The sequence below is a fragment of the Agrobacterium sp. SORGH_AS_0440 genome, from assembly GCF_031453135.1.
Taxonomy (GTDB): Bacteria; Pseudomonadota; Alphaproteobacteria; order Rhizobiales; family Rhizobiaceae; genus Agrobacterium; species Agrobacterium pusense.
Genome location: NZ_JAVIYR010000001.1, coordinates 483,158 through 508,644, shown reverse-complemented (window position 1 = coordinate 508,644; position 25,487 = coordinate 483,158). Strand labels below are relative to the sequence as shown.

24 protein-coding genes and 1 pseudogene are annotated in these 25,487 nt (G+C 59.6%); 14 read left to right on the top strand and 11 right to left on the bottom strand.

The features are described 5' to 3' along the window. Positions 1 to 96 precede the first annotated feature (96 nt). Genes QE453_RS02340 through QE453_RS02325 form a run of 4 tightly spaced genes read left to right on the top strand, consistent with a single transcriptional unit; the run spans position 97 to position 2,512 of the window. Entirely contained in the window at positions 97 to 888 is a 792-nt protein-coding gene (locus QE453_RS02340) for a ComF family protein (protein ID WP_035211661.1), read from the top strand. Between the two features lie 59 nt (positions 889 to 947). Then, positions 948 to 1,202 carry a glutaredoxin 3 gene (gene grxC, locus QE453_RS02335; RefSeq protein WP_003585640.1) on the top strand — a complete coding sequence of 85 codons (255 nt, stop codon included), beginning with the start codon at positions 948 to 950 and terminating at the stop codon, positions 1,200 to 1,202. Positions 1,203 to 1,226: 24 nt separating this feature from the next. Beyond that, positions 1,227 to 2,087 carry a carbon-nitrogen hydrolase family protein gene (locus tag QE453_RS02330; protein ID WP_309776300.1) on the top strand — a complete coding sequence of 287 codons (861 nt, stop codon included), beginning with the start codon at positions 1,227 to 1,229 and terminating at the stop codon, positions 2,085 to 2,087. Beyond that, positions 2,084 to 2,512, top strand: a complete 429-nt coding sequence (locus tag QE453_RS02325; RefSeq protein ID WP_003585644.1) for a DUF1178 family protein — start codon at positions 2,084 to 2,086, stop codon at positions 2,510 to 2,512. The genes QE453_RS02330 and QE453_RS02325 overlap by 4 nt, the downstream gene beginning before the upstream one ends. Positions 2,513 to 2,545: 33 nt before the next feature. Here the strand turns inward: QE453_RS02325 and ubiG are convergent, their stop codons facing one another. Further along, positions 2,546 to 3,298 (bottom strand): bifunctional 2-polyprenyl-6-hydroxyphenol methylase/3-demethylubiquinol 3-O-methyltransferase UbiG, encoded by a 753-nt coding sequence (ubiG, locus tag QE453_RS02320; RefSeq protein ID WP_309776299.1) that lies wholly within the window; start codon positions 3,296 to 3,298, stop codon positions 2,546 to 2,548. A gap of 256 nt (positions 3,299 to 3,554) precedes the next feature. Here ubiG and QE453_RS02315 point away from each other — a divergent pair, with 256 nt between their 5' ends. Further along, a complete protein-coding gene (locus QE453_RS02315; protein ID WP_309776298.1) occupies positions 3,555 to 4,379 on the top strand; it encodes an SH3 domain-containing protein in 825 nt (274 codons plus the stop codon). Positions 4,380 to 4,448: 69 nt separating this feature from the next. Here QE453_RS02315 and QE453_RS02310 read toward each other — a convergent pair whose 3' ends face one another. After that, the gene (locus QE453_RS02310) at positions 4,449 to 4,706 is read right to left on the bottom strand and encodes a DUF2934 domain-containing protein (RefSeq protein WP_309776297.1); all 258 of its coding nucleotides are present in this window, start codon (positions 4,704 to 4,706) and stop codon (positions 4,449 to 4,451) included. A gap of 296 nt (positions 4,707 to 5,002) precedes the next feature. Here QE453_RS02310 and QE453_RS02305 point away from each other — a divergent pair, with 296 nt between their 5' ends. From QE453_RS02305 to QE453_RS02285, 5 genes and pseudogenes are all read left to right on the top strand, one after another. Then, positions 5,003 to 6,061: an enoyl-CoA hydratase/isomerase family protein gene (locus tag QE453_RS02305; RefSeq protein WP_404977880.1), complete on the top strand. Its 1,059-nt coding sequence runs from the start codon at positions 5,003 to 5,005 to the stop codon at positions 6,059 to 6,061. A 169-nt stretch (positions 6,062 to 6,230) separates the two neighbouring features. Next, positions 6,231 to 7,217, top strand: a complete 987-nt coding sequence (gene cysP, locus QE453_RS02300; RefSeq protein WP_072493172.1) for a thiosulfate ABC transporter substrate-binding protein CysP — start codon at positions 6,231 to 6,233, stop codon at positions 7,215 to 7,217. A gap of 73 nt (positions 7,218 to 7,290) precedes the next feature. After that, complete coding sequence (gene cysT / locus QE453_RS02295; protein ID WP_003585655.1) at positions 7,291 to 8,112, top strand: sulfate ABC transporter permease subunit CysT; 822 nt, start codon at positions 7,291 to 7,293, stop codon at positions 8,110 to 8,112. A 4-nt stretch (positions 8,113 to 8,116) separates the two neighbouring features. Continuing rightward, entirely contained in the window at positions 8,117 to 9,004 is an 888-nt protein-coding gene (gene cysW, locus QE453_RS02290) for a sulfate ABC transporter permease subunit CysW (RefSeq protein ID WP_006698486.1), read from the top strand. Between the two features lie 5 nt (positions 9,005 to 9,009). After that, positions 9,010 to 10,036: pseudogene (locus QE453_RS02285) on the top strand (sulfate/molybdate ABC transporter ATP-binding protein). A gap of 22 nt (positions 10,037 to 10,058) precedes the next feature. Here the strand turns inward: QE453_RS02285 and QE453_RS02280 are convergent. Beyond that, positions 10,059 to 11,156: a DNA alkylation repair protein gene (locus QE453_RS02280; RefSeq protein ID WP_309776295.1), complete on the bottom strand. Its 1,098-nt coding sequence runs from the start codon at positions 11,154 to 11,156 to the stop codon at positions 10,059 to 10,061. A gap of 248 nt (positions 11,157 to 11,404) precedes the next feature. Beyond that, on the bottom strand, positions 11,405 to 12,841 hold the full coding sequence (locus QE453_RS02275) for an NAD-dependent succinate-semialdehyde dehydrogenase (RefSeq protein WP_309776914.1): 1,437 nt from the start codon (positions 12,839 to 12,841) through the stop codon (positions 11,405 to 11,407). A gap of 614 nt (positions 12,842 to 13,455) precedes the next feature. Between QE453_RS02275 and QE453_RS02270 the strand changes: the two genes are divergently transcribed. From QE453_RS02270 to QE453_RS02255, 4 genes are all read left to right on the top strand, one after another. Then, on the top strand, positions 13,456 to 13,962 hold the full coding sequence (locus QE453_RS02270) for a molybdopterin-dependent oxidoreductase (RefSeq protein ID WP_309776294.1): 507 nt from the start codon (positions 13,456 to 13,458) through the stop codon (positions 13,960 to 13,962). 21 nt (positions 13,963 to 13,983) lie between these two features. Next, entirely contained in the window at positions 13,984 to 15,906 is a 1,923-nt protein-coding gene (locus tag QE453_RS02265) for a bifunctional diguanylate cyclase/phosphodiesterase (protein ID WP_006698481.1), read from the top strand. A 155-nt stretch (positions 15,907 to 16,061) separates the two neighbouring features. Beyond that, complete coding sequence (locus QE453_RS02260) at positions 16,062 to 16,757, top strand: FkbM family methyltransferase (protein WP_006698480.1); 696 nt, start codon at positions 16,062 to 16,064, stop codon at positions 16,755 to 16,757. A 315-nt stretch (positions 16,758 to 17,072) separates the two neighbouring features. Beyond that, positions 17,073 to 17,909, top strand: a complete 837-nt coding sequence (locus QE453_RS02255; RefSeq protein WP_309776293.1) for an alpha/beta hydrolase — start codon at positions 17,073 to 17,075, stop codon at positions 17,907 to 17,909. Between the two features lie 55 nt (positions 17,910 to 17,964). On the opposite strand, the gene QE453_RS02250 is transcribed toward QE453_RS02255, so the two are convergent. From QE453_RS02250 to QE453_RS02220, 7 genes are all read right to left on the bottom strand, one after another. After that, positions 17,965 to 19,347, bottom strand: a complete 1,383-nt coding sequence (locus QE453_RS02250) for an FGGY-family carbohydrate kinase (protein WP_034497084.1) — start codon at positions 19,345 to 19,347, stop codon at positions 17,965 to 17,967. Beyond that, positions 19,344 to 19,667 (bottom strand): L-rhamnose mutarotase, encoded by a 324-nt coding sequence (gene rhaM / locus QE453_RS02245; protein ID WP_309776292.1) that lies wholly within the window; start codon positions 19,665 to 19,667, stop codon positions 19,344 to 19,346. The genes QE453_RS02250 and rhaM overlap by 4 nt, the downstream gene beginning before the upstream one ends. A gap of 3 nt (positions 19,668 to 19,670) precedes the next feature. Then, positions 19,671 to 20,681: an ABC transporter permease gene (locus tag QE453_RS02240; protein WP_135855595.1), complete on the bottom strand. Its 1,011-nt coding sequence runs from the start codon at positions 20,679 to 20,681 to the stop codon at positions 19,671 to 19,673. Then, entirely contained in the window at positions 20,678 to 21,679 is a 1,002-nt protein-coding gene (locus QE453_RS02235; RefSeq protein ID WP_006698475.1) for an ABC transporter permease, read from the bottom strand. Before QE453_RS02235 ends, QE453_RS02240 begins: the two co-directional genes overlap by 4 nt. Positions 21,680 to 21,690: 11 nt before the next feature. Next, the gene (locus tag QE453_RS02230) at positions 21,691 to 23,226 is read right to left on the bottom strand and encodes a sugar ABC transporter ATP-binding protein (RefSeq protein ID WP_309776291.1); all 1,536 of its coding nucleotides are present in this window, start codon (positions 23,224 to 23,226) and stop codon (positions 21,691 to 21,693) included. A gap of 224 nt (positions 23,227 to 23,450) precedes the next feature. Beyond that, positions 23,451 to 24,461 (bottom strand): rhamnose ABC transporter substrate-binding protein, encoded by a 1,011-nt coding sequence (gene rhaS, locus QE453_RS02225; RefSeq protein WP_035211982.1) that lies wholly within the window; start codon positions 24,459 to 24,461, stop codon positions 23,451 to 23,453. Between the two features lie 50 nt (positions 24,462 to 24,511). Then, the gene (locus QE453_RS02220) at positions 24,512 to 25,342 is read right to left on the bottom strand and encodes a DeoR/GlpR family DNA-binding transcription regulator (RefSeq protein ID WP_004445548.1); all 831 of its coding nucleotides are present in this window, start codon (positions 25,340 to 25,342) and stop codon (positions 24,512 to 24,514) included. Between the last annotated feature and the right edge of the window lie 145 nt (positions 25,343 to 25,487).

Genomic DNA, 25,487 nt, shown 5'->3' with positions numbered 1-25,487 from the left:
GCATTCTGTGTCATGCCGTTTCAGGCATTGCTTTTCCGGCATCAGCCGGAATGATCTGTCTCGCAAAGGCACCCGTTCGGCGCTAAAGTCAACCTCATGGGTGCTGGTGAAGGTCTGTTTTCGGGGATGCTATCGAAATCCGCGGTCGTACCGCGGGTCGCACGAGACGTGTTGCGTTCGGTCTTCCGCATGATTTACCCGCCGACCTGTGCCGGCTGCACCCGCATGATCGGCGCAGAAGGGGCGTTGTGCCCGGAGTGCTGGCGGGACATTGTTTTTATCGAGCGTCCTTATTGCGAAATTCTCGGCATTCCCTTTGTCCGCGACCATGGCGAAAACATTGTCAGCGCCGAGGCCATTGCCGACCCGCCGCCCTTTGACCGTCTGCGTGCCGCCGCCAGCCATCAGGGCGTCGCCCGCAAGCTGGTGCACCGTCTGAAATATCAGGACCGGACAGAGCTTGCGCGGTTGATGGCGTTGTGGATGCTGCGAGCAGACGACGGAGCGGTCAGCGCCTGCGATTGCATCGTGCCCGTTCCTCTGCATCGCTACCGCTTCCTGCGCCGCCGTTTCAACCAGTCCGCCGAGCTTGCGCGGCATCTGGCCCGGGCGGCTGACAAGCCTTTGCTCGCCGGCACCCTGCTGCGGGTGAAATCGACGGAGCGGCAGGTTGGGCTCTCGGCAATCGCCAGGCGTGACAATATGCGGGGCGCTTTTGCTCTCGCGCCTGGTCGGGAAGCGGATGTTTCAGGCAAGCACGTGGTGCTGGTGGATGACGTGTACACCACCGGCGCGACAGTGCGTGCGGCAAGCCGGGCCCTCCGAAAAGCGGGTGCTGCGGAAGTGACAGTTTTGACCTTTGCAATGGCCATTTCCGGTCCTATATGAAGCCGTAATGACATGAGGAAACCGTGCGCTTGACCGCACGTTTGCGAGGCTTTGAAAACATGGCACCGGTGACAATCTATACGCGGGATTTTTGTGGTTATTGCGCGCGCGCCAAGGCGCTGCTGGATAGCAAGGGCGTGGATTATGCCGAATATAACGCCACGACGACGCCCGAATACCGGCAGGAGATGATCGAGAAATCGGGCGGAACGACCTTCCCGCAAATCTTCATCAATGGCCAGCACGTGGGCGGCTGCGATGATCTTCATGCGCTGGACCGCGCCGGCAAGCTGGACGCGATGCTGGCGGCCTGATCTGCCCGACCGACGGAGGAAATCATGAGTTTCAAGGCTGCCGCCATTCAGATGCGCTCCGGTGTCGATACGGCGAGGAATGCCGCCGATATGGATCGGCTTGTGCGCGCCGCCGCGGCCGAAGGGGCTGTTTATGTTCAGACCCCGGAAATGACGGGCGCAATCCAGAAGGACAGGCAGGCGCTGCGGGCCCAGCTGCGCGACGATGATGGCGATATCATCGTCGCGACCGCCGCACGCCTTGCCCGCGAACTCGGTATTCACGTCCATGTGGGCTCTACGGCTATTGCCCGCCCGGACGGCAAGATCGCCAATCGCGGCTTCCTCTTCGCGCCGGACGGCTCGCGCATCTGCAGCTATGACAAGATTCACATGTTCGATGTCGATCTCGACAATGGCGAGAGGTGGCGCGAAAGCGCCGCTTACGAGCCCGGCGAGGTGGCGCGCATCGTTGAACTGCCGCTGGGTAAATTCGGCTTCGCAATCTGCTACGACGTCCGTTTTCCGCAGCTTTTCCGGGCGGAAGCTCTTGCCGGCGCTGAGATCCTGACGGTTCCCGCTGCCTTCACGCGCCAGACCGGGGAAGCCCATTGGGAAATTCTGCTGCGCGCCCGCGCCATTGAAAACGGCGCGTTCGTCATCGCCGCCGCTCAGGCGGGCGTACATGAGGACGGGCGTGAAACATTCGGCCATTCCATCATCATCGATCCCTGGGGTAAGGTTCTGGCAGTCGCCGGCGGCGCTGGCGAGGAGATCATCTTCGCCGAGATCGATACATCGATGGTGGCGACCGCCCGTGGAAAGATTCCCAATTTGCGCAATGCCCGGGAGTTCGGGCTGGATACGGTCATTCCCCTCAAACCTGTGGGAGGTGAGGCAGCGTGATCCGGTATGCGTTAGCCTGTGAAAAGGGCCACGAGTTCGAAGGCTGGTTTGCCGGTAGCGACGATTTCGATGATCAGTTGCAGCGCGGTTTCCTCTCCTGCCCGGTTTGCAATTCCGCGCAGGTCTCCAAGCTTTTGATGGCGCCGTCGGTTTCCACCGCCCGCAAGAAGGACGAACGCCAGACGCTCGCCATGGATGCCGCCAGAAAAGAGGCGCTTGCAAAAATCCGCGAGGCCGTCGCCAATATTCGCGCCACTGCCGAGGATGTCGGCGACAGGTTTCCCGAGGAAGCCCGCAAGATCCATTATGGCGAAGCGGACGAGCGGGGCATCATCGGCAATGCCTCGGTGCAGGACGCCAGGGCCTTGCTGGAAGAGGGCATTGAGATCGCACCGCTGCCGGTGCTGCCCGACGACGTCAACTGAATTTCAGAGACATCGCTTACGGAGCGCCCGGCGTTACCCCTGCGCCGGGCGCTTTGCCAGCATCATGTAGTTGACGTCCATATCCGGCGAGAGGTTCCAGCGATCCTGCAGCACGTTGTAGAAGACGCCTGTCCGGTGGATGATATCCATTCCGCTTGCAATAAGCGGCCGCTCAAGCTCTTCCGGGCGGACCAGCTTTTCATATTGATGTGTGCCGCGCGGCAGCCAGCGCAAAACATTTTCGGCGGCAAAGATCGCCAATGCCCGGGCTTTCAGCGTGCGGTTGATGGTGGCCGCGAACATCAGGCCGCCGGGGCGTACCATTTTCGCGCAGGTGGTGACGAAGAGATCGACATTGGCCACGTGTTCGACCACCTCCATGTTGAGGATGACGTCGAAGGTTTCGCCGGCTTCCTGCAGCTGTTCGGCCGTCACCGCGCGATAGTCGACGCTCACCCCGCTTTCACGGGCGTGGGTGGAGGCGATGCCGATGTTCTTTTCCGAGGGATCCGCGCCTACCACATCGGCGCCCATGCGGGCGACGGGTTCGGAGAGAAGACCGCCGCCGCAGCCGATGTCGAGAACACGCAGCCCTTCCAATGGGCGGTGCGCCTTCGGGTCCCGGCCGAAATTGTCGCAGATGCGGTTGCGGATATATTCGAGACGCACCGGATTAAATTTGTGCAGCGGGCGGAACTTGCCGGTCGGGCTCCACCACTCTGCGGCCATCGCGGAGAAGCGATCCACTTCGCTCTGGTCGACGGTCGTCTGTGCGGTCTCGCTCATGGCTCTGCTCCATATTGCTGTTGCATTGAAGTCGGACGATTGCCCCCCGAAGTCAAGACCGGAGACTTTCTCCGGCAGCGATTTATCGGGCGCTCATTGCCGCAGGGGAACTGATGCGGCCCCTCATTTGTTTCATGCTGCGTTCATGGAAGAACGCGTATTTTCCGATCGTGGCAGTATGCGGAACGCATACTCGTCCATCGAACAGGATGGATGCCGACAAGGGCAAAGCGGGCCTTTGCTTGAGGAGAAAGAAGTGAAGAAAAAACTGTTTGGCGCAATTGCGCTGGTGGCCATGCTCGCCGCGCCGGCCCTTGCCGAAGCTGCGACGCGGGGATTCGCCACCGCGAATGTGAATATGCGCTCCGGTCCCAGCACAGCCTATCCGGCTGTTGTCGTGATCCCCGTCGGCGCACCATTGACGGTACACGGCTGCCTGTCCGATACCCCGTGGTGTGATGTGTCTTTCGTCAACGGTCGAGGCTGGGTAGCCGGCCGCTATATCCAGACGACATTCCGGCAAAACCGGGTCTACGTCGAGCCCCGTTATTATCGCGATCTCGGCGTTCCCATAATCACCTTCGAAGCCGGCCGGTATTGGGACCGTTATTATCGCGATCGCGACTTTTACCGCGAACGTGACCGGTGGCGTCGCCCGCCGCCATCAGGCGGCTACTGGAACGCCCCGCCCCCGAGTGCCGGATGGGATCGCCCACGTCCGCGTGACGACTGGCGCGATGGCCGCCGGGACGACTGGCGTGATGGCCGCCGCGATGAGTGGCGTGATCCCCGCCAGGGCGGTCCGAATGATGGTCGTTGGGAACGTCGCTACGGCGACTGGAACCAGGGCGACAGAAATCAGGACAGGCCGCGTCGCGACGATGACCGCCGCCGTTGGGAAGATGAAAATCGCGACCGCAATCGTGATCGCGACGCTAATCGCGATCGTGGCGGCCAGCAGAACCAGTATAACGGTCAACGCGGTCAGTTGGATGGCCAGCCGCCGCGCCCGCCTACACCTGCTCCGGATGCCCCTCTGCAGGGGTGCATCATCGGTAGCCCAGGTTGCGCATCGCGCTAAAAGACAAAGCCCGGCGAGATTTTGTCGGGCTTTTTCATTTGGGGCTTTGTTCGATGTGTCGTTGCGGTCCTATTTTTCGGCGGGAGCCTTGCGGGAGCGGCTCTTGGGTTTTGCCGGCGTTTCCGCATCCGGTGTTGCAACATCCGCGACAGCCTTGGGAGCTACCTTCTTGCGCGTTGCGGGCTTCGTCGCTTCCGACGTCTTCAGCAGCGAAAATTCATGTTTGGCCTGTTCCCAATGGTGCGCATCGCGCCCGTGCGGGTGGCCTTCCTTTTCCCAGAGTGTATATGCGCGTTTACTGATCCATTCGTGTTCCGAAACCTGCATGCTCGTCTCCCGTTGCTGTTTACAGCGCCTATGAGAAGGCGACATTCCGCTTTGGTCCGGCACACGCTCGACAGGAATCAATGCCGGCATTTCCAGAGGCCATTACATGCCATGATTTTCCGGGCGTCAAGCAAACATGCTGCATTGCGAAAACCGATTTCTGGCATTTTCTGCCGGTTAAAGCGGTTTGAGCGAAAGACGTTCCTGCCATGCAAGATCAACGTTGCGTGATTGCGCCAAGGCCGCCAAGATGGCCGAACGAACGGGCAGCGGAGGAGGCGGTCTTGGAGCGGAGAATGGAAACGGATGCGCAGGTCATCGTCGAAAAACAGGGAGGGGCGGGCATCATTCGCCTCAACCGGCCGAAGGCCATCAACAGCCTGACCTTGCCGATGGTGCGCGACCTGTTCCATGCGCTTCAGCGTTTCGAGGAGGAACCCGGCGTTGCCTGCGTGGTGTTGACGGGAGAAGGGGACAGGGGGCTTTGCGCCGGGGGCGATGTCCGCATCATTCACGATCTCGGCAAGGCGGGGGACCCACAGGTACTTGATTTCTGGCGGGAAGAATTTCCGCTGAATTATCGTATCTCCCACTTCGGCAAGCCCTATGTGGCGCTGATGGATGGCATTGTCATGGGCGGCGGCGTTGGCATTTCAGCCCATGGCAGCCATCGTATCGTCACGGAGCGTACAAAACTCGCCATGCCGGAGACGGGCATCGGCTATTTTCCTGACGTTGGCGGGTCCTGGCTTTTGCCACGGGCGCCGGGCGAATGCGGCACCTGGCTGGGGCTGACGGGCAATGCCGTTACTGCCGCCGACGCCATCTATGCGGGCTTTGCCGATTATCTTGTTCCTTCGGATCGCCTTGGCAGGCTGGTTCAGGATCTATCGCGAGCGGCGGATACGGACAGTGTTGAGACGGCCATCACGGCGCACGCCATTGAGGCCGGCGAAGGTATCTTATCCCTCAATCGGGAGATCATCGACGCGACATTCCGTTTTGACACGGTCGAGGAGATTTTTGCCGCGCTTTCGGTGCGCCAAGATGCATTTTCACGCGAGACCCTCGAGGTTCTGCAAAAGCGCTCCCCCACCAGCCTGAAGCTGACCCTGAAGCTGCTGCGCCTGGGTCGGGAAAGCGCGAGCCTCATCGAATGCCTTGAGCGGGAATTTGCTGCCGGCACGGAGATATTGCGCCAACGTGATTTTTATGAGGGCGTGCGCGCCGCCCTCGTAGACAAGGATCGCAATCCTCGCTGGTCGCCGGCGCGGCTGGAACAGGTGCGGGAGGAGGACCTTGCGCCCTATCTCGCCAAGCATTCCGGCAACCTGTTTCCCGATCATCGCCTTTAGTGAGGCGCAAAAGAAATCCGGGTTCGTGGCTTATATGAAATCCTCGCCTTCCAAGTGAATATTATTTGGGCGAAATTTCCAATCCATCCCCCGGCAAGGCATAGTTGTTTCTCGCGGGCGTTGCTGCCGCCCGCTATGTTGAGCACCATTCGAATTGCCGGGGGTATTCATGAAACGTCTTCTCATTATCGGAACTGCCATCGCCGCTCTTTTTTCAGTTGCGGCGCAGGCGCAGTCTCCGACTACCATTCTCAACGCGTCCTATGATGTCGCCCGCGAGGTCTTCGCGGCCGAGAACGAGGCTTTCATCAAGCAGCATCCGGGCGTAACCGTCGATCAGTCGCATGCCGGCACCTCCAAACAGGCGCGTGCCATCGTCGAGGGTCTTGAAGCCGATGTCGTCACTTTCAACCAGGTGACCGATGTCGATTTTCTGGTGAAGCAGGGTTTCGTTTCCGCTGACTGGCAGAAGGATTTCCCGAATGACGCATCGCCCTTCTATTCCTTCCCCTCCTTCCTTGTCCGCGCTGGCAACCCCAAGGGTATCAAAGACTGGGACGATCTTGTCCGCGACGACGTGAAGGTCGTTTTCCCCAATCCGAAGACCTCCGGTAACGCGCGTTACACCTATCTCGCCGCCACAGCCTACGCTAAGGAAAAGTTCAAGGGCGACGACGCGAAGGTCCAGGAATTCGTCAAGAAAATCTTCGACAATACGCCTGTTTTCGACACCGGAGGCCGCGCTGCAACCACCACTTTCGTGGAGCGTGAAATCGGTGACGTCTTGATTACCTTTGAAGCGGAGACCCGCGGCATCGCCAAACAATATGGCGCCCAGAAGGTGGAAGGCGTCGTGCCCTCCGTCAGTCTGCTGGCCGAATTCCCGGTTGCCGTGGTGGACAAGGTCGTCGACAAGCGTGGCTCTCGCGATCTGGCAAAAAGCTATCTCGACTTCCTCTATACCGAAGAGGGGCAGCGCATCGCCGCTGAATTCGGCCACCGTGTCCATAATGAAAAGGTTGTCGGTGAGTTCAAGGACAAGTTTCCGGCCATCCGCCTCATCAACGTCAATGACGTTTTCGGTGGCTGGACTAAAATCCAGAAAGAGCATTTTGCATCCGGCGCGACGCTTGATACGCTCTACGGCAGCCGCTAATCACAGTGACAGCAACATTTGAATGACCCGGCGGGAAACTGCCGGGTCGCTTTTTGATTGATGGGGGCGGGGTTTGAAGCGGAATGTTCTGCCGGGGCTGAAATTGTCCCTTGGCGTTACCCTCACTTACGTCGCCATCATTGTGCTTTTGCCGCTCTCGGCGCTTGTGTTCAAGGCGGCAAGCCTCGGGCCCGCCGAGTATTGGTCCATCATTTCCTCGCCGCGGGCCGTCGCCAGTTACCGTGTCACCGTGCTCTGCGCACTGGCCGCAACCCTGTTCAATGTGATCTTCGGACTTGCGCTCGCCTGGGTGTTGACGCGCTACCGCTTTCCCGGCTGGCGTTTTGTCGATGCGATCGTCGATCTTCCCTTCGCGCTTCCCACCGCCGTCGCCGGCATCGCCCTGACGACGCTGTTTGCCGGCAATGGCTGGTTCGGCTCGGTGCTGGCGCAATTCGGCATCAAGGTGGCCTATACGCCGCTTGGCATCATGGTTGCGATGGCTTTTACCAGCCTGCCCTTCATCGTGCGCACCGTGCAGCCGGTGCTGGAAGACCTCGATCCGGCGCTGGAAGAAGCGGCGCAGTCGCTCGGTGGTTCCGATCTTGAAATTTTCCGCAAGATCATCCTGCCGCTCCTGACTCCGGCTCTGCTCGCCGGTCTCTCGCTCTCTTTCGCCCGCAGCCTGGGTGAATTCGGGGCAATCATCTTCATCGCCGGCAATCAGCCGTTCTCGACGGAAATCACCGCCCTGCTGATCTTCATCCGGCTCGAGGAATATGATTATCAGGCGGCAGCGGCCATCGCCTCCGTGTTGCTTATCACCGCCTTCGTGATGCTGGCGGTGACCAATTATCTGCAGGCGCGCGCGCTTCGGTATACGGCGAGGGGCTGAGAAGATGAGCGGCGTTTCCTCACATCGCAAACCGCCCCGTGTCGGCGATGCACCTCTTGTGCGCCGCAGCCTGATCGCCTTCGTGCTCATCATCGGCACGCTTCTCGTTGTGGCACCGCTCGTCATCATCGGTGTCGAAGCGTTCTCGCAGGGCTGGAAGGCCTATTCGGCCACCATCACCCATCCGGATACTCGTCACGCCATTATGCTGACGGTGCTGACCGCACTGATCGCCGTGCCGGTCAATACGGCCTTCGGTGTTGCAGCGGCATGGTCCATCACCAAGTTCGATTTCCCGGGCCGGCGCTTCCTGCTGGTGCTGATCGAGATACCTTTCTCGATTTCACCAATCGTTGCCGGTGTCGCATATCTCTTCGTATATGGTTTGCAGGGCCTGTTCGGGCCGTTCCTCGACGCGCATGATATCAAGATATTGTTTGCGCTTCCCGGCATCGTTATCGCCTCAATGTTCGTGACGGCACCTTTCGTGGCGCGTGAACTCATTCCGCTCATGCAGGCGCAGGGTCGTGATCTCGAGGAGGCGGCGACCTCGCTTGGCGCATCCGGCTGGCGAACCTTCTTTTCGGTGACTTTGCCGAACATCAAATGGGCGCTGCTTTATGGTGTCGTGCTGTGCAACGCCCGCGTAATGGGGGAATTTGGCGCCGTATCGGTCGTGTCAGGCAATATTCGCGGTCAGACCAATACGCTGCCGCTGCATATCGAGCTGCTTTATCACGATTACCAGACGGCTGGCGCTTTCGCCGCGGCGTCGATCCTCGCGACCCTCGCCGTCGTCACCATCATCGCCAAGGTGGCGCTGGAACGGCGCGGCGCAGGGCGCGGGCGTAAAAAGACCAACGGCGATGCCGCCATCGCCACGGAGACCTGATTCCCATGAAAATCCGCCTCGAAAATGTGGTGAAGACCTTTGATACGTTCCGTGCCGTGCGCGATGTTTCGCTTGCTATCGAAAGCGGCGAGCTTCTGGCGCTGCTCGGTCCGTCAGGCTCCGGCAAGACCGACGATTTTGCGCATGGTCGCCGGCCTCGAATATAGCGATGCCGGCCAGATTTTCTTCGGGGAGGAGGATGCCACCAATATTCCGGTGCGTGACCGCGGTGTCGGATTTGTGTTCCAGCATTATGCGCTGTTTCCGCATATGACGCTCAACGAAAACATCGCCTTCGGCATGAAGGTCTCGAAGGTGAACCGGGACAGGGCGGCTATCGCCGCGCGCGTCGAAGAATTGCTGCGACTGGTGAAGCTCGATGGCCTGGGCGACCGTTTTCCCGCGCAGATTTCCGGCGGCCAACGGCAGCGCGTGGCGCTGGCGCGGGCGCTTTCGGTCGATCCCAAGGTACTATTGCTGGATGAGCCTTTCGGAGCGCTGGACGCCAATGTGCGTCGCGACCTGCGCCGCTGGCTGCGCGAGATCCACGATTCGCTCGGCATCACGACGATTTTCGTGACGCATGACCAGGAAGAGGCGCTCGATCTGGCCGACCGGGTTGTCATTCTCAATCAGGGCGAAGTCGTGCAGCAGGGCACGCCGAAGGAGGTCTGCCGCCAGCCGAACAGTGCCTTCGTCATGCGCTTTCTGGGCGACGCCAACCGGGTTGCCGGTGTGGCGCGGGGCGGAAAGGTGTATGTGGGTGAGAATGAACTGCCCTTCTCCTATGCTCAGGGCGATGGCGCGGTTGATATTTACGCGCGTCCCGGCGATCTGGAGTGGGAAGACCTGCATGACGGCATACCGGCGTCCGTGGAGCGCGTCCTTGACCGCGCCGGTGAGCGCCGGGTGATCGCCAGTACCGACGGCGGCGATATTCTGGAATTCGACGTGCCGCCCGAAAACGACGTCGCCGCCGGAGATCGCGGTTCCGTCATCATTCGCCGGGCGAAGATTTTCCCGGCGCCGTAAGGCGCCAAGGGCCTTTGCCCGCTTAAAACAGAAGTTCGAATGCGCTTTCGGCTATCAGCCTGCCGTTGATCACAAGGTCGACCCGGTGGACACCGGGATAGTGTTTGCGGGTCGTAAAATCACGTATGGCGCGGCTGATTGACAATGTACATGTCTCGCCGGGCAGAAGCTCGACTTCCTTCCACTTGAAGACCTTCGCGGAGGCATCGCCGCTCTTCTTCACATAATGCACGGCGTAATCGATCACCAGCTTTTGCCGGCTCTTCGCCGTCGAAGTGAAAGAGGCGGAAATCCGCACCGGATTGCCGAGAGCGACTTTTGCCGGCAACACCTCGAACGCCGCAAGTGTAATCTGCGCCTCCTCATGCGCCCCGAGATGGGCAAGCGCTGCGGTGTCGCCCTTCTTGATCAGCGTGCGCAAGGCCTGCCGCATGATCCAGCGTGTATGCGGGTTGTCCTTCGGCCATTCATCGATGAGCGCCAGCACAAAAGCGGGATTGTCCTTGGTGATGTCGTTCAGGTGGTTGGCGACGGATTTGCGCACATAAAGCGCCTGGTCTGCTTTCATGGTGTCGAGGATCGCGGTAACCGGCGAGGGATCATCGATCAGGGGCTTGAGCTGGAATGACCATGGCAGGCGAGGCCGGCAGCCTTCGCTTGCAAGCCGCCGCACATGCTCATTTTCGTGCCGTGACCAGGTTTCCATCACGGCAAGGGTGGCGATCAGGTCCTTTTGCAGGAAATGCCGGATGGCGAATTCCGAGGAGCCAAAGCGGGTGAAATATTGCAGCGCGTCCATGGAAAGATCGAAATTATCAAGGCCGTAAAGCGCGACATACTCCGGAAGCGAAATCGAAGCGAAACCGTTGCCGATGCCGGGCACTGCGGCGGTGAGGATTTCGATGTTGCGGGCATAGTCGCCGGGAAGCGTCGCATGCAGGCTTGTTGCCACCTGCCGCATGCGCTGCATGATGCCCAGCGCTTCAAGGTTTTCGGTGGCGAGCGCCATGAAGGCGGAAACGTCGAAGGGCGGATGAACGGCCCTGGTCTGATCGGCGATATGCTGCAGTTTCTCGTGGTTGAAGATTTCCTTCAGTGCCGGTGCCGCCGTGTCGCTCATAATGTCCTCAAAGTTCACTTTTTGTTCTTTTAGGGCAGGAGGAGAGGCGAGGCAAGGGAAGACTAAGTCGCTTTCGAATACTGCTGACGGACTGAGCGCGTGCCACAAACGTCTCCTCCCCGTCCGGGGGAGAAGTTCGCGGTAGCGGGATGAAGAGGGCAAGGTTAGCGAAAAGTCGCGAGCTTGCCCCCTCATCCGGCCCTTCGGGCCACCTTCTCCGCCGCGGGGAGAAGACTCTTCTGGGAAAATCAGCTCATCTGGCTCACGAACTTCGTCTCCAGATAGGCCTGGACCGCTTCGGAGCCGCCTTCCGTGCCATAACCGGAGTCCTTGATGCCGCCAAAGGGGACTTCGGGAAGAGCAAGGCCGTTGTGGTTGATGGTCAGCATCCCGGCCTCGACCTGTTGGCCAAGCGCGTGCGCGGTCTTGACCGAACCGGTGAAGGCATAGGATGCAAGGCCGAAGGGCAGGCGGTTCGCCTCGGTGATGGCGTCATCGAAGCTTGAGAACCGGTTGATAATGGCGACCGGGCCGAAGGGCTCGTCATTCATGATCCTGGCTGATGTCGGCACATTGGCGAGAACCGTCGGCTCGAAGAAATTGCCCTTGTTACCGATGCGGCGGCCGCCGGTCTTCAATTCGCCGCCATGCGAAACGGCGTCGTTGATGAGGCCTTCCAGCGCCGGGATGCGACGCTCATTGGCGAGCGGGCCCATCACAACACCGTCTTCCAGGCCATTGCCCACCTTGATTGCCTTGGTTGCTTCCACAAAACCTTCAAGGAACCGATCGGCCACGCCGTCCTGCACAAGGAAGCGGGTAGGGGCGACACAGACCTGGCCGGCATTGCGGAACTTGGCAAGCGAGGTGACTTCGATGGCCTTGTCGATATCGGCGTCGTCGAAGATCATGACAGGCGCATGGCCGCCCAGTTCCATCGTTGCGCGCTTCATGTGCCTGCCGGCCAGTGCAGCCAGATGTTTACCAACGGGCGTGGAGCCTGTGAAGGATATCTTGCGAATGACCGGATGCGGAATGAGATATTCCGAAATCTCTGACGGTACGCCATAGACGAGGCCGACGACGCCCGCCGGAACGCCCGCATCAACAAAGGCGCGGATGAGTTCGGCAGGCGACGCCGGCGTCTCTTCCGGCGCCTTGACGATGATGGAGCAGCCGGTTGCAAGCGCGGCGGAAAGCTTGCGGACGATCTGGTTGATCGGGAAGTTCCATGGCGTAAACGCTGCAACAGGTCCGACCGGCAGCTTGATGGCAAGCTGTGAGACACCGGTTGCCCGCGCCGGGATGACCTGCCCATAGGTGCGGCGCGCCTCTTCTGCGAACCAGTCGATGGTGTCGGCCGCGCCCATGATTTCAGTGGCGGACTGCGCCAGCGGCTTGCCCTGTTCGCGGGTCATGATGTAGGCGATCTTGTCCTTGCGCTCGCGCAATATGTCGGCCGCCCTGCGCATGATCTTGGAGCGCTCAAAAGGCGAGGTGTCGCGCCACACCTTGAAACCCCGCTCGGCGGCGGCGAGCGCCAGATCGAGGTCTTCCTTCTCGGCATGCGCAATCGCGCCGATGATTTCGTCCGTCGCCGGATCGGAGACGGCGATTGTCTTACCGGAAACGGCATCGCGCCATTCGCCACCAATGAGAAGTTTGATGTCGGGATAGGTGTGCATAGGGGCTACCTTCATGATGCGGCCGATACGGCGCATGCCGCCCGGCCCGGAGAGGTGAACAGAATTTTTCCTGGCCGGACGAAATCCGGCGTCGCAGCTTTCGCAGCGTGGAACAGGTGTCTGGGCTTTTCCGGCGGAGGTCGTGGACTGCCGGAAACGGAAACGACAGTGCTTATATTAAGTTCCGGGCGGTATGTTTCAACCGCTTGCCCGAGGTAATGCCATGATTTTTATGTGACGCGGAACCATCATTCACCGTTTGTGCCGTCATGGAAGTCGATGCCGTTTCCGGCCGCAACGGCGGGCGCGAATCACGTTGCTGCGTAAGGAAACGGTGGAAATTCGGCCACAATTCGGCCGTGGTCACGCTGGACGGATCAGGGGCGGGCGGTGCGCGGCGTTGCCGGTTGCGTCATAACAGGGCGCGCAACGTCAAAAAGTACAATAAGACGGAAAAATTATCCAAAGGGTTTACTCAATACCTAGAGAAAATACGGATAAAATCTCAGTGAGGATATAACATCGGTTCCTGATATATATGCTGTTGGCGGTTCCCTTGACCTTCCAGGGTTGGCGAAAACCCTCGACCTGAACGTTATCGATGGAGAAACATTATGAATTTCGCCCGGGTACTTCTCAGTGCGTTCATGTCGCTCTTGTGGCTTTCCTGTGCCGAGGCGGGAGACATAGCCAAGCCGCAGGGAAAGCCGATATTAACCATATCCGGCAACATCACCAACACCAATACCGAGGGAGCTGCGGAATTTGACCGCGACATGCTGGAAGCGCTCGGCATGGACACCGTGGAGACGACGACACCGTGGCACGACGGGCGTGTCCGCTTTGACGGTGTGTCGCTTGCCAAGCTGATGGATGTCGTCGGCGCAAAGGGCACCAGTGTCACGGCGGTGGCTCTCAACGATTATGTGAGCACGATACCGGTTGAAGACTTTAAGAAATTCAATGTTATCCTCGCCATCAAACTGGATGGCAACTATATGACAGTACGCGAAAAGGGCCCGTTGTTTGTCATCTATCCCTATGACAGCGACCCGGAACTGCAGAAGCAGACTTATTATTCGCGGTCCGCATGGCAAGTCGCCAAACTGATAGTGGAATAAAGGTGCCGTTTGCGAAAACTTGTGGCGGTGATCATCTGTTGCTTCGTCCTGGCAACGGGCTATATCGCTTTCGTCATTGCCGAGCGGCAGACCGCTCTGCAGAAGTTCGCCCGCTATAATGACTCATGGGCCGTCAGCCAGACCGTAGCCGAATATCTGCGCCTCCAGAATAAACTCGCCGTGTTCGCGCTTAATCCCGGCAGGGTTGACCGGGATGAATTGCAGCTGCGTCTGGATATCATGCTCAGTCGCCTGGAGCTGTTGAAGCAGGGCAACCTCGGCGCTTTCATCAATGAAAAGCAGCAATGGCGGGATCTGGTAACCCGCCTTGACGCCGTTCTGGCGCGTCTCGAACAGCAGATAAACAGCTTGAATTCGAGCGATGTGCCGGATCTTCTTGCCGCTATGAGCGCGCTGGATGCGCCGATGACGACGCTTGCCTCGTCTTCCGTCGCGTATGATGTGAATCTGATCGATACCGCCCATGAGGATGTCCGCAAGCTCCACATCGTCTATACGGCGCTGGCGGGCGGTCTCATCCTCTGCGGCATCGCGCTTGTCATATTGCTGCTTCGCCAGAACGATCTCCTGAACCGCGCGCAGAAAAGCATGCGCGGGCTGACGGACGATCTGCGCGCCGCGACGCTGGAGTTGCAGGCAAAAAATGTCCGTCTGGAGCATGATGCCTATCATGATGCGCTGACGGGCCTGCCGAACCGGGCGCTGTTCCGGCAGGAACTGATCGAGCGGCTGCGCCGGTCCTTCGGTGGCACCGGTACGACAGCCATATTGTTGCTCGATCTCGACGGGTTCAAGGATGTCAACGACACGCTCGGCCACGATGCAGGCGATGCGCTGCTTCAGGCCGTGGCGCAGCGCCTCTCGGCCATCGGCGGCGATTATGACATGGTTTGCCGCCTTGGAGGCGATGAGTTCGCGGTTGTCTCCGACGATCTGAATGAGGACGCCGCGCGCCGGCTTGCCACCAAGCTCATCGATCAGATCAGCCGCACCTATCAGCTGGGTGAGCAGGAGGTCAAAATCGGCACCTGCATCGGCATCGCCATATCGCACGGTGCAGTGGATGCGGATGAATTGTTCAAGCGGGCGGATCTGGCGCTTTACGAGGCGAAAGCCATCGGCCCAGGCCGTGCGAGCGTTTTCAAGGTTCGGATGCAGAAGCAGCTGACCGAGAAGAAATCCTTCGAAGCCGATCTGCAGACGGCACTGCAGAACGACGAGATGGAAGTTTATTACCAGCCGCAGGTGGCGACGCAGACACGCAAGCTCTGCGGCTTCGAGGCGTTGCTTCGCTGGAAACATCCGGTGCGCGGCGATGTGCCCCCCAGTGTGTTCATTCCCGTCGCGGAAAGAACCGGTCTCATCCATTCGCTCGGAAAGTGGGTGATGGAAACCGCCTGCCGCGAGGCGATGGGCTGGGACGAGGACATGAAGGTGGCCGTCAATCTGTCGCCCGTTCAGTTCCACAGTACCAACCTTATTCAAAACGTCATGGGCGCGCTTGAGAAAAGCGGACTGGAACCAAGCCGGCTCGAACTTGAGATCACCGAATCGATCCTGCTCAACAAGAGCGACCAGACGATCAACACGCTGTCGCGGTTGAAGGCAGTCGGCATCAAGATCGCCATGGATGATTTCGGCACTGGCTATTCATCGCTCGCCAATCTGCGCGGCGTCCCCTTCGACAAGATCAAGATCGACCGATCCTTTCTGCGCGATATCACCAGCGACCGGGATGCGCTGGCGATCGTGGAATTCGTGGTCGGCGTCGGCCGCAGTTTGCGAATGACGACGATTGCGGAAGGTATCGAGACGGAAGAGCAATATGAATGCGTCAGGCGTCTGGGATGCGACCAGGTTCAGGGATATCTGATCAGCAGGCCGCTGCCGGCCAAGGAGCTCGTCGCCTGGAGCTCTGCCTGAGACGCGCCTGTCCTGGCGGCCATTGGAATTTTTACCAAGTGATACTGTCGCTCGCGAAAACCCATACCGGTTACCGCAACGATGCTGTAGAGCATTTTCGGTTGATACGGGACCGTTGCGGCGAGACGACCGGATTTTGCGAAAAGGTTTGAGACATGGAAATACTGGACGTGCATGGAGTTGCCCTGCCTCTTTCTTCCGATGAGGTGTCGCCCGTCATCTGGCAGGCGCTGACCGACGGCAGCTACGAGGCGAAGGAGGCTCGCAGCGTCCTGAAAGCCATCAAGCCCGGTGATCGGGTGCTGGAACTGGGTTCCGGTATCGGGATCATTACGTCGATCATTGCGGGCATCAAGGATGTTTCCGTATGGGCTTTCGAGGCCAACCCCGCGACTGCGGCGCTGGCCGAGCGGGTGATCAAGGCCAATTGCCGGGGCAACGTCGTGTTTTCGCAGGGGCTTCTTACCGCCGACGAGCCGAGCTCCTATTCTTTTTACGTTCGCAGGGATCTCTGGATGTCGTCCATGGACGAAAATCAGGGTCCCTATGAAAAACGCATCGAAATCTCCTCCGCCAACATCGATGAATTCATCGCGAGCCGCGGCATTACAGCGCTCGTCATGGATATCGAGGGTGCGGAACGCGATCTGCTAGGCAGGGCCGACCTGAGCGGCGTGGAGCGGATATTCGTCGAGTTGCACGACCACCTCTACGGTCTCGCCGGCGTCCGCGACATCATGCAGGCACTCACCGCCAAGGGTTATGCCTATGATCCGCGCGGCTCTCGCGGTCCTTGCGTGCTGTTTTCCCGGGATGACAGCCCGAGGGAGTACGATCCCGAGGTGGATTGAAAGCCGGGCATCTCAAGCCAAGGGTGACGTTGGAGAGTTTGTTTCAAGCTGCGGGCAGGCGCTAAGCGTTCTGCCCGCAATCATTTACCAACCGCTTGCGCCATCTGGTGCAACCTTTGGAGCTTCATGCCGTTCAGTGCCCGTGCCGCAATTCATCTGGCAGCGGGCAGCTCTATTATTATTGCAAAAAATGCAATTCATTCCGAATTATTATTGTAATTGTTGAAGTCATTTTCCTTCGTCATTATCCCTCCATCAAACCGGCGCACAACAGGATGCACCTGAGATTCCAACGCAACCGAAGGAGAAACGATCATGGGCTTTGTTAAGACGACAGACGGAACCGAAATCTTCTACAAGGACTGGGGCCCGAAGGATGCCCAGCCGATCGTTTTCCACCATGGCTGGCCGCTCTCGTCCGATGACTGGGATGCGCAGATGCTGTTCTTCGTCTCCAAGGGTTTTCGTGTTGTCGCCCATGACCGCCGTGGTCATGGCCGTTCCGCCCAGGTTGCGGATGGTCACGACATGGACCACTACGCCGCCGACGCCTTTGCCGTCGTCGAAGCGCTCGATCTGAAAAATGCCGTCCATATCGGCCATTCCACCGGCGGCGGCGAAGTTGCCCGTTATGTCGCCAAGCATGGCGAACCCGCCGGCCGTGTCGCCAAGGCGGTTCTCGTTTCCGCCGTACCGCCGATCATGGTCAAGACCGAAGCCAATCCGGAAGGCCTGCCGATGGAGGTTTTTGACGGCTTCCGCTCAGCGCTTGCCGCAAACCGTGCCCAGTTCTTCCGCGACGTGCCGGCCGGCCCGTTCTATGGCTTCAACCGCGATGGCGCGACCGTGCATGAAGGCGTGATCCAGAACTGGTGGCGTCAGGGCATGATGGGTGGTGCAAAGGCCCATTACGACGGCATCAAGGCCTTCTCGGAAACCGACCAGACCGAGGACCTGAAGAATATCAGCGTTCCGACGCTTGTTCTGCACGGTGAAGACGACCAGATCGTTCCGATCGCCGACTCCGCCCTGAAATCGGTGAAGCTGCTGAAAAACGGCGTACTGAAGACCTATCCCGGCTTCTCGCATGGCATGCTCACCGTCAATGCCGATGTGCTGAACGCCGACCTGCTGGCCTTCATCAAGGGCTGATACTTTTGCGACATCAGAATGCGGCCGATCATTCGGCCGCATTTTGCGTTTCGCATCAGGCGAGGTGGTTACGCCAGACATTGCGGTAAGAGGTGAGACCGGGAATGTCGTGCGGCGTGAAATGGCGCTCTCGACCGGCAAGCGGTTTGATACCGGTGAGCAGGGCCGCGCCCGCGCTGGTGCCGGTTGATCCTTCGACCGCCGTTACGTCCGTCTCTGCAAAGCCGGCCAGCGCCTTCAGATAAAGGGCGTTGCTGGCGAAAGGGCCTTCGACAAGGATGGGACCTTTCCGCCCGATGAGCGAAAGGCTGAATTCCGTCATCAACGCCAGGTAAAGCGATGTCGCCGCGTGTCGCTCTGCAGCGGTGGCGTTTTTATCGCCGAGCCACTGTGCCGTCTTGTCGGGAAACGGGCCGGAGCCGCTGACAACACTCGGCAGCAGCATCATGCCCCTGGCCACAACGCCGCCGAGAGCTGCGTCTATTGCTTCGTCTTTTGCTTCTCCGAATTGCTGTGCCAGCATTTCATATTCCCTGCCGCCCATGAAGCGGGAGGAGGGAACGGGACGGCCGAAAGCATCGACATTCAGGAGTGTGTCGCGGATGGGATCGAGCGCACCCGCCGCACCGCCAATGGCGAAATTCACCACCCAGGTGCCGGTGGAGACGACCGAAAAATCACCGTCGCGGCGCAGAAGATGCGGCAGGAGCGAGGCGTTGGAATCGTGGATTCCACAATAGACCGGCATATGCGGCGAAAGGCCGGTTTCGATTGCCAGTGATTGGTGGATTGTACCCAGGACATCGAAAGCGGAGCGGACCGGCGCCATTAACGTCTCGATACCGAGACGCTCGACGAGCGAGGAGAAGCTCTTCCGGGGCGGGTTCCAGAGATCGGTATGACAGCCGAGCGAGGTCGTTTCCGTGGCCCGAATGCCGGTCAGACGTCCCGCCCAATATTGTGGATAGGTAACGATGCTGCGCACCCTGGCGAAATCGTTCGGAAAGGCCGTCTTCTGGAAATGGATTTGCGCGCCAAGGTTCAGCCCGGCGGGAAGCTGTGGTGAACCGCTCTCGGCAAAATCGGGCCGGATGTTGTGATAGGCTTCCTCAATGGCTGCGGGATAGCTGTGTTCATAATCGAGCACAGGCATGGCGAGGTCGCCGTTCCCATCGAGAAGTGCTGCCGAAGCGCCATGGGTCGTGATGGAAATCGCATCGAAGCCGGGCTTCTGGCCGAAACGCTGAAGCGTGGAGAGAATGAAGCGCCAGAGCATCTCCACATCGTAATGCGGATAAATTCCATCGCGGAGGACAGGGTTCGCCTGTTTTTTGCTGGCAATCTCCTCGCCGCTGCCGGTGTCGATGACGACGACCTTGGCGTTGGTCTTGCCGATATCGATGACCGCGACGCGGTCCGGTCTGGTGCTCTTGCTCATGGCAGATGGAACACCGTCACCAGGTCTTTTGCGACCGGCGAATTATCGGGATTGCTCTCCATGATATCGGCCATGTGGGACCACCACTTTTTCATCACGGGATGCTCTGGCAGAGCCGCCATGCGATGGGTCTTCGGGCGCGTCAGCACGCCGAAAAGGATGTTGGTTTCCGGGTCGAGATGAATGGAATAGTCACTCACCCCTGCCTCGCGCAGCAGCGTCGCCAGTTCCGGCCATATCTCGTCATGGCGCTTTTTATATTCGGCCTCTTTTCCCGGAAAGAGTTTCATCTTGAAGGCGTATTTTTCGAGTTCCGTCATGGCTCAGCTTCTCATGGACCGAAGGCGGCGGACAACGATGGGGATGGCGATGGTGATGATCAGCAGCAGGCCAACGAAGATCGACATGACGATGCCGGGCACATTCAAAAGACCAAGCCCGAAGGTGACGAGGCCCATGACGAAGGCTGCGATGACGACGCCTGCGATGGTGCCGGAGCCGCCGAGGATCGACACACCGCCCAGCACAACCATCGTCACGACCTCCAGCTCCCAGCCCTGAGCAATCGACGGCCGCGTCGAACCGAGCCGCGAGGTGAGGCAGACGGCGGCAATGCCGCTCATCAGGCCCGTGAGCAGGAAGAGGATGAACTTCACCCGCTCGACGGGGATGCCGGAGAAACGGGCGGCGAACGGGTTGTTGCCGATCACATAGACCTGCCGGCCAAAATTGGTGGCATGCAGCAGAATGGCGAAGAGAATGGCCATGGCGATAAACAGGACGAATTCGAACGAAATCACCCAGAAGACGTAACCCTGACCGAAATAGGCGAAATCGGCGGGGTATTTGCCATAGGCCTGATCACCCAGCACCATATAGGAAATGCCGCGAAACAGGCTCATGGTGCCGATGGTGACGACGATGGACGGCAGTTTCAGCCCGGCGACCAGGAACCCGTTGAAGGCGCCGCACAAAAGCCCGGTGCCGATGCCGATCGCAACAAGGCCCGGTGTGCCGACGCCCATCTGCGCCGCAGCGCCCATGGCGGTGGACGCGAGCGCGATGATGGCGGCGACCGAGAGATCGATCTCACCGGCGATGATCAGCAGCGCCATGGCAAATGCGATGATGGCCTTTTCCGTGAAATTGAAGGTCGCATCAGACAGGTTCCAGGCATTGAGGAAATAGGGCGAGGCCAGCGAATTGGCGATGAAGATCAGGATCGCGACGCCGAGCAGCAGCACTTCCCAGCTGCCCATGATGCGCCGTAGAGGTGTTCCCAGCTTGTCGGGAATGATGCGCGGGCTTTGTGTTGAATGGGATGGCGTGCTCATGTAGCGGCCTCCGTGGGCTGATCACCTGCGGCGCGGTCCCGCAGGATGATGCGGCCTTTCCTGGCTTCGGCGCGGGCGTTGAAGACGACGGCGAGCACGATGACGACGCCTGATATCGCCATCTGCGCGAAGGGCGAGATGCCAATGACGGGGAGCGCGTTCTTGATGACGCCGAGGAACAGCGCGCCGAGCACGGCACCCGCCACCGAACCGATGCCGCCCGCAATCGAGATGCCGCCGATCACATTTGCCGCCACGCTGTCCAGTTCGAAGCCGGCGGCGATGTCGACATAGGCAACCGCGTAACGCGACACCCAGAGATAGCTGGCGAGACCGGCGAGCGCGCCCGAGAGCACGAAGGCGAAGAAGCGCGTGCGGCCGACATCGATGCCCGCATAAACGGCTGCACTCGGATTACCGCCCGAGGCATAAGCGGAGCGGCCGAAGGAAGTCCGGCCGAGCACCAGCCAGGCGCCGGCGATGATGAGGATCGCCACCCAGGAAAGGACCGGCATGCCGAGAATCATGGTGCGCGGCACGTTGAGGAAAGTGGGGGATAGCTGGTGCGCATTCACCCAGCCGCCGCCCGAAAGCACGAAGGCCATGCCGCGATAGATGGTGAGTGTACCAAGCGTGACGACGATGGGCGGAATGCCGAGCCACCAGACCAGAACGCCGTTGAGCGAGCCGAGAAACGCGCCGATGCCGACAGCCATGACGATAAGAAGCGGCAGCGGAATGCCCGGAAAGGCAGCGTTGGTCATCGCCACCGCCATACCGGTAAAGGCAAGATTGGCTGCGACCGAAAGGTCTATGGATTTTGTAAGGATGACCGCCATCTGGCCCAGCGCCAAAATGATGAGAATGGAGGTATCGTTGAAGATGTTGACGAGATTGCCGGGCCGGCCGAAGCCGGGGGCGCGCATCGCAAAACCGGCGATCATGACGATGATGATACCCGCCAGCAGCCATTCGCGGTTTTTGAGTAGACGTTGCATGTTAGCCCCTCTCAGGCATTGCCGGTGGCGGCGCGCACCAGCTTTTCCGGGGAAAAATCGGCGCGTTCGAACTGGCCCGCCATCAGGCCTTCGCGCATGACGATGGCGCGGTCGGACATGCCGAGGATTTCGGGAAGTTCGGACGAGATCATGATGATCGACAGGCCTTCGGCCGCGAGCTCGCTGATGAAGCCGTGCACCGCTGCCTTGGAGCCGATATCGATGCCCTTTGTCGGCTCATCGAGAATGATGACCTTTGGCTGGGTGGCGAGCCATTTGCCGATCACCACCTTCTGCTGGTTGCCGCCTGAAAGTGTACCGACCGGCACCGAAAGGGCGGCGGCGCGCAGATCGAGCCGCGAGGCATATTTGCGCGCAAGCGCGAATTCGTTGGCGGCGGCCAGGAAGCCCTTGCGCGAGGTGCGAGTAAGTGAAGGCAGCGACATGTTCTGGTAGATCGGCATGTCGAGCGCCAGGCCGTGGCGGCCGCGTTCCTCCGGCACGTAAACGATACCGGCGCGGATGGCATCTTCCGGCGAGCGGATTGTGATGGGTTGGCCGTTCAACATCACTTCACCCGATGCCGGGCGGGTGATGCCGAACAGCGACTGGCAAAGCTCCGAACGCCCGGCGCCGATCAGCCCGTAAAGGCCAAGAATTTCGCCCTTGCGTAGCTCGAGAGAGATATCGCGAAACTCGGTCTGATGAGAGTAATCGCGGACTGAAAGAACCGTGGGACCCAGCGTAACAGCCTGCTTTGGAAAGGCATTCGTTACATCACGGCCAACCATCAGCCGAACGATTTCATCCTGCGGGGTGGTCGTGAGCGTGCCGGCGCCCACCATCCTGCCGTCCCGGAAGACGGCATAGTTTTCCGCAATCTCATAGACCTCATCGAATTTGTGGCTGATGAAGAGAACAGCCTTGCCCTGCCGCTTCAGGTTTTCGACGATGCGGAAGAGATCATCGATTTCCTTGCGCGAAAGGGCGGCGGTCGGTTCGTCCATGATGACGATGCGCGCCTCGACCGACAGGGCGCGGGCAATGGCGACGAGGTGGCGCTGTGCGATCGACAGGTCTTTCAGCCGGATCGTCGGATCGATGGCGCTTTCGAGCTGTTCAAGCAGAATTCTGGCACGCGTATTGATGGTCTTCCAGTCGATCAGGCCGAAACGGCCCTTCGGGGCATGACCGAGAAAGATGTTTTCACCGACGGAAAGCTCATCGAACAGCACGGTTTCCTGATGAATGGCCGTCACGCCGGCATCGATGGCATCCTGTGCGCTGTGAAAATTGACGGGCTGGCCGTCGAGAAGGATTTCGCCCTCGTTCGGGCGATAGATGCCGGTGAGGATCTTGACGAGCGTGGATTTGCCCGCGCCGTTTTCGCCGATCAGGGCGGTGACCTTGCCGGGGTAAAGCGCAATATCGACGCCATCCAGCGCCTTGACGCCCGGGAATATCTGGCTGATGCCGCGCATTTCGAGAATGGGCGTGGCGCTGGGAGCTTCTGCAGCGTTTAGGATTTGGGGTTCGGCACGCATCATTCGTCTTACCGGTCGGTTTGTGTGAAGCGGCGAGGAGCTACCCCCTCTGCACTGCCGGGCATCTCCCCCTCGAGGGGGAGATCGGCAGGAGGCTCTACCACCACTTCATTCGCAAATGTCGAGATGGGCGAAACTTATCCGCGAGTCGATCTCCCCCCTTTAGGGGGAAATGCCCGGCAGGGCAGAGGGGGTAACCCTCCGCCCGCGGTCAGCAACTTCTCAGATCAAAAAATCTTCGAAAACTGATCGATATTCTTCGCGTCATAAACAAACGGATCAGCCATCGCCGCTTCGCTGTTTTCACCAACCTTGATCTTGCCCATACGGCCGGCTTCAATTTCCGAACCCGGCTTGCCGTCGGTTTCGCCCTTCACGAGGCGATAGGCGATCTGGGTGGCGGAATAGCCGAGGTCGATGGGGTTCCAGATGGCGAATTCCTTGGTCGCGCCCGACTTGATGGCGCCGGCCATTTCGGAAGGCAGGCCAAGACCGGTGACATAGACCTGACCGATCTTGCCGGCATCCTTCACGGCCTGCGAAGCGGCGAGAACGCCGACCGTCGTTGGCGCGACGATGACCTTCACATTCGGCTGCGAGGAGAGAAGGCCCTGTGCTTCGCGGTAGCTCTTGTCGGCGAGGTCGTCGCCATAGACCGTCGTGACGAGGTTGAGGCCGGGGAAGTCCTTCAGCTGCTTCTTCATCTCATCGATCCAGATATTCTGGTTCGTGGAGGTGGTGGTAGCCGAAAGAATGGCGAAATCGCCCTTGCCGCCTTCCAGATGCGATGCTGCGAGCTGCAGGCACATCTTGCCGATCAGCGCGTTGGACGAGGGGTTGAGCTGAAGAATCCGTCCTTCGGGCGCAACGCCGGAATCCCAGGAAATCACCTTGATGCCGCGCTGCGCCGCCTTCTTCAGCGCCGGAACCACGGCGTCGGGATCGTTGGCGGAAATGGCAATGGCGTCGACGCCCTGCGCGATCAGCGAATTGATGACTTCGATCTGGCCTTCCGCCGTTGTGCTGGTCGGGCCGGTATAGATGATCTCGACTCCGCCGAGGTCCTTTGCGGCCTCCTGTGCGCCCTTGTTGGCGGCTTCGAAAAAGCCGTTGCCAAGCGATTTCACCACCAGCGCGATCTTCACGTCGGCGGCCTGTGCAACGCCGCCGAGGCCGGCGACGGAGAGTGCCGCGCCGAGCGCGAGTATGCTCGTCAATGTTCTGCGTGTAAGTTTCATGTCCCTTTTCCTCCCGTTTTTGAACCTTGCAACTTCCCTGCCGGCGCTCCTCAAGCGACCGACGAAGAATTCTCCTCATCCGGCGGACCGGCCGTTTTCGCGTCCGCCACGGCGCCGGCGATCAGCAGCTCTACCCCGGCATCTTCCACCATCCTTGCCGCCTCGTCAGAAATCCCGTCATCGGTGATGATGGTCGAGACGTTCTCGAGCGGGCAGAGAATGAGGCTGGACCGTTTCCTGAATTTCGAGGAATCGACCATCACGATCAGCTCTTCCGCCTGCCGCATCAGCTTCTGCTCGCTCTGTATGACCAGCGCGTCGGATTCCATGATGCCGAGCGCACCCACGCCCTGCGCCCCGAGAAAAATCCGCCGTGCATAGAAGTTGCGGATTGCGTCATTCTCGAAGGGTGACAGGATCAGGCTCTGGTCACGATAGATCGCGCCACCCGGCACGCTGACATTGCATTTGGAATGCTTCACCAGATGCTCGGCGATGGCGAAAGAATTGGTCATCACCTGCAGGCGGCGCGCCGCCATATAATGCACCATCTGGAATGTCGTGGTGCCGCCATTCAGGATGATCGCATCGCCATCATTGCAGAGATCGACCGCCTTGCGCGCAATTGCGCGTTTCTTGTCGATATTGACTGATTCGGACACGCGGAAAGGCCGCGCGGCCAGATTGCCGAGCTGCGGCGGATGCACCGCTTCCGCACCGCCGCGCACGCGCCGCAATTTGCCCTGCACGTGCAGGGACGCAATATCCCGCCGAATGGTCGCTTCCGACGCATCCGTCAATTCCGCAATATCCTGCACCGTCACCACAGGTTTTTCCTGTATGGCGCTCAAGATGATGCGATGGCGTTCGCGTTCGTGCATTTGGTCCTCCTGATCGTGATTATTCGCAATCTCTTTACGTTGTCAATCAACAACGATCAAATTAATCAATATCGCGCTGCAACATGAAAATTTATGATCGTTTTTGATTGACATTGGGCTTTTGGATGCGCGATACCTGCCGTCA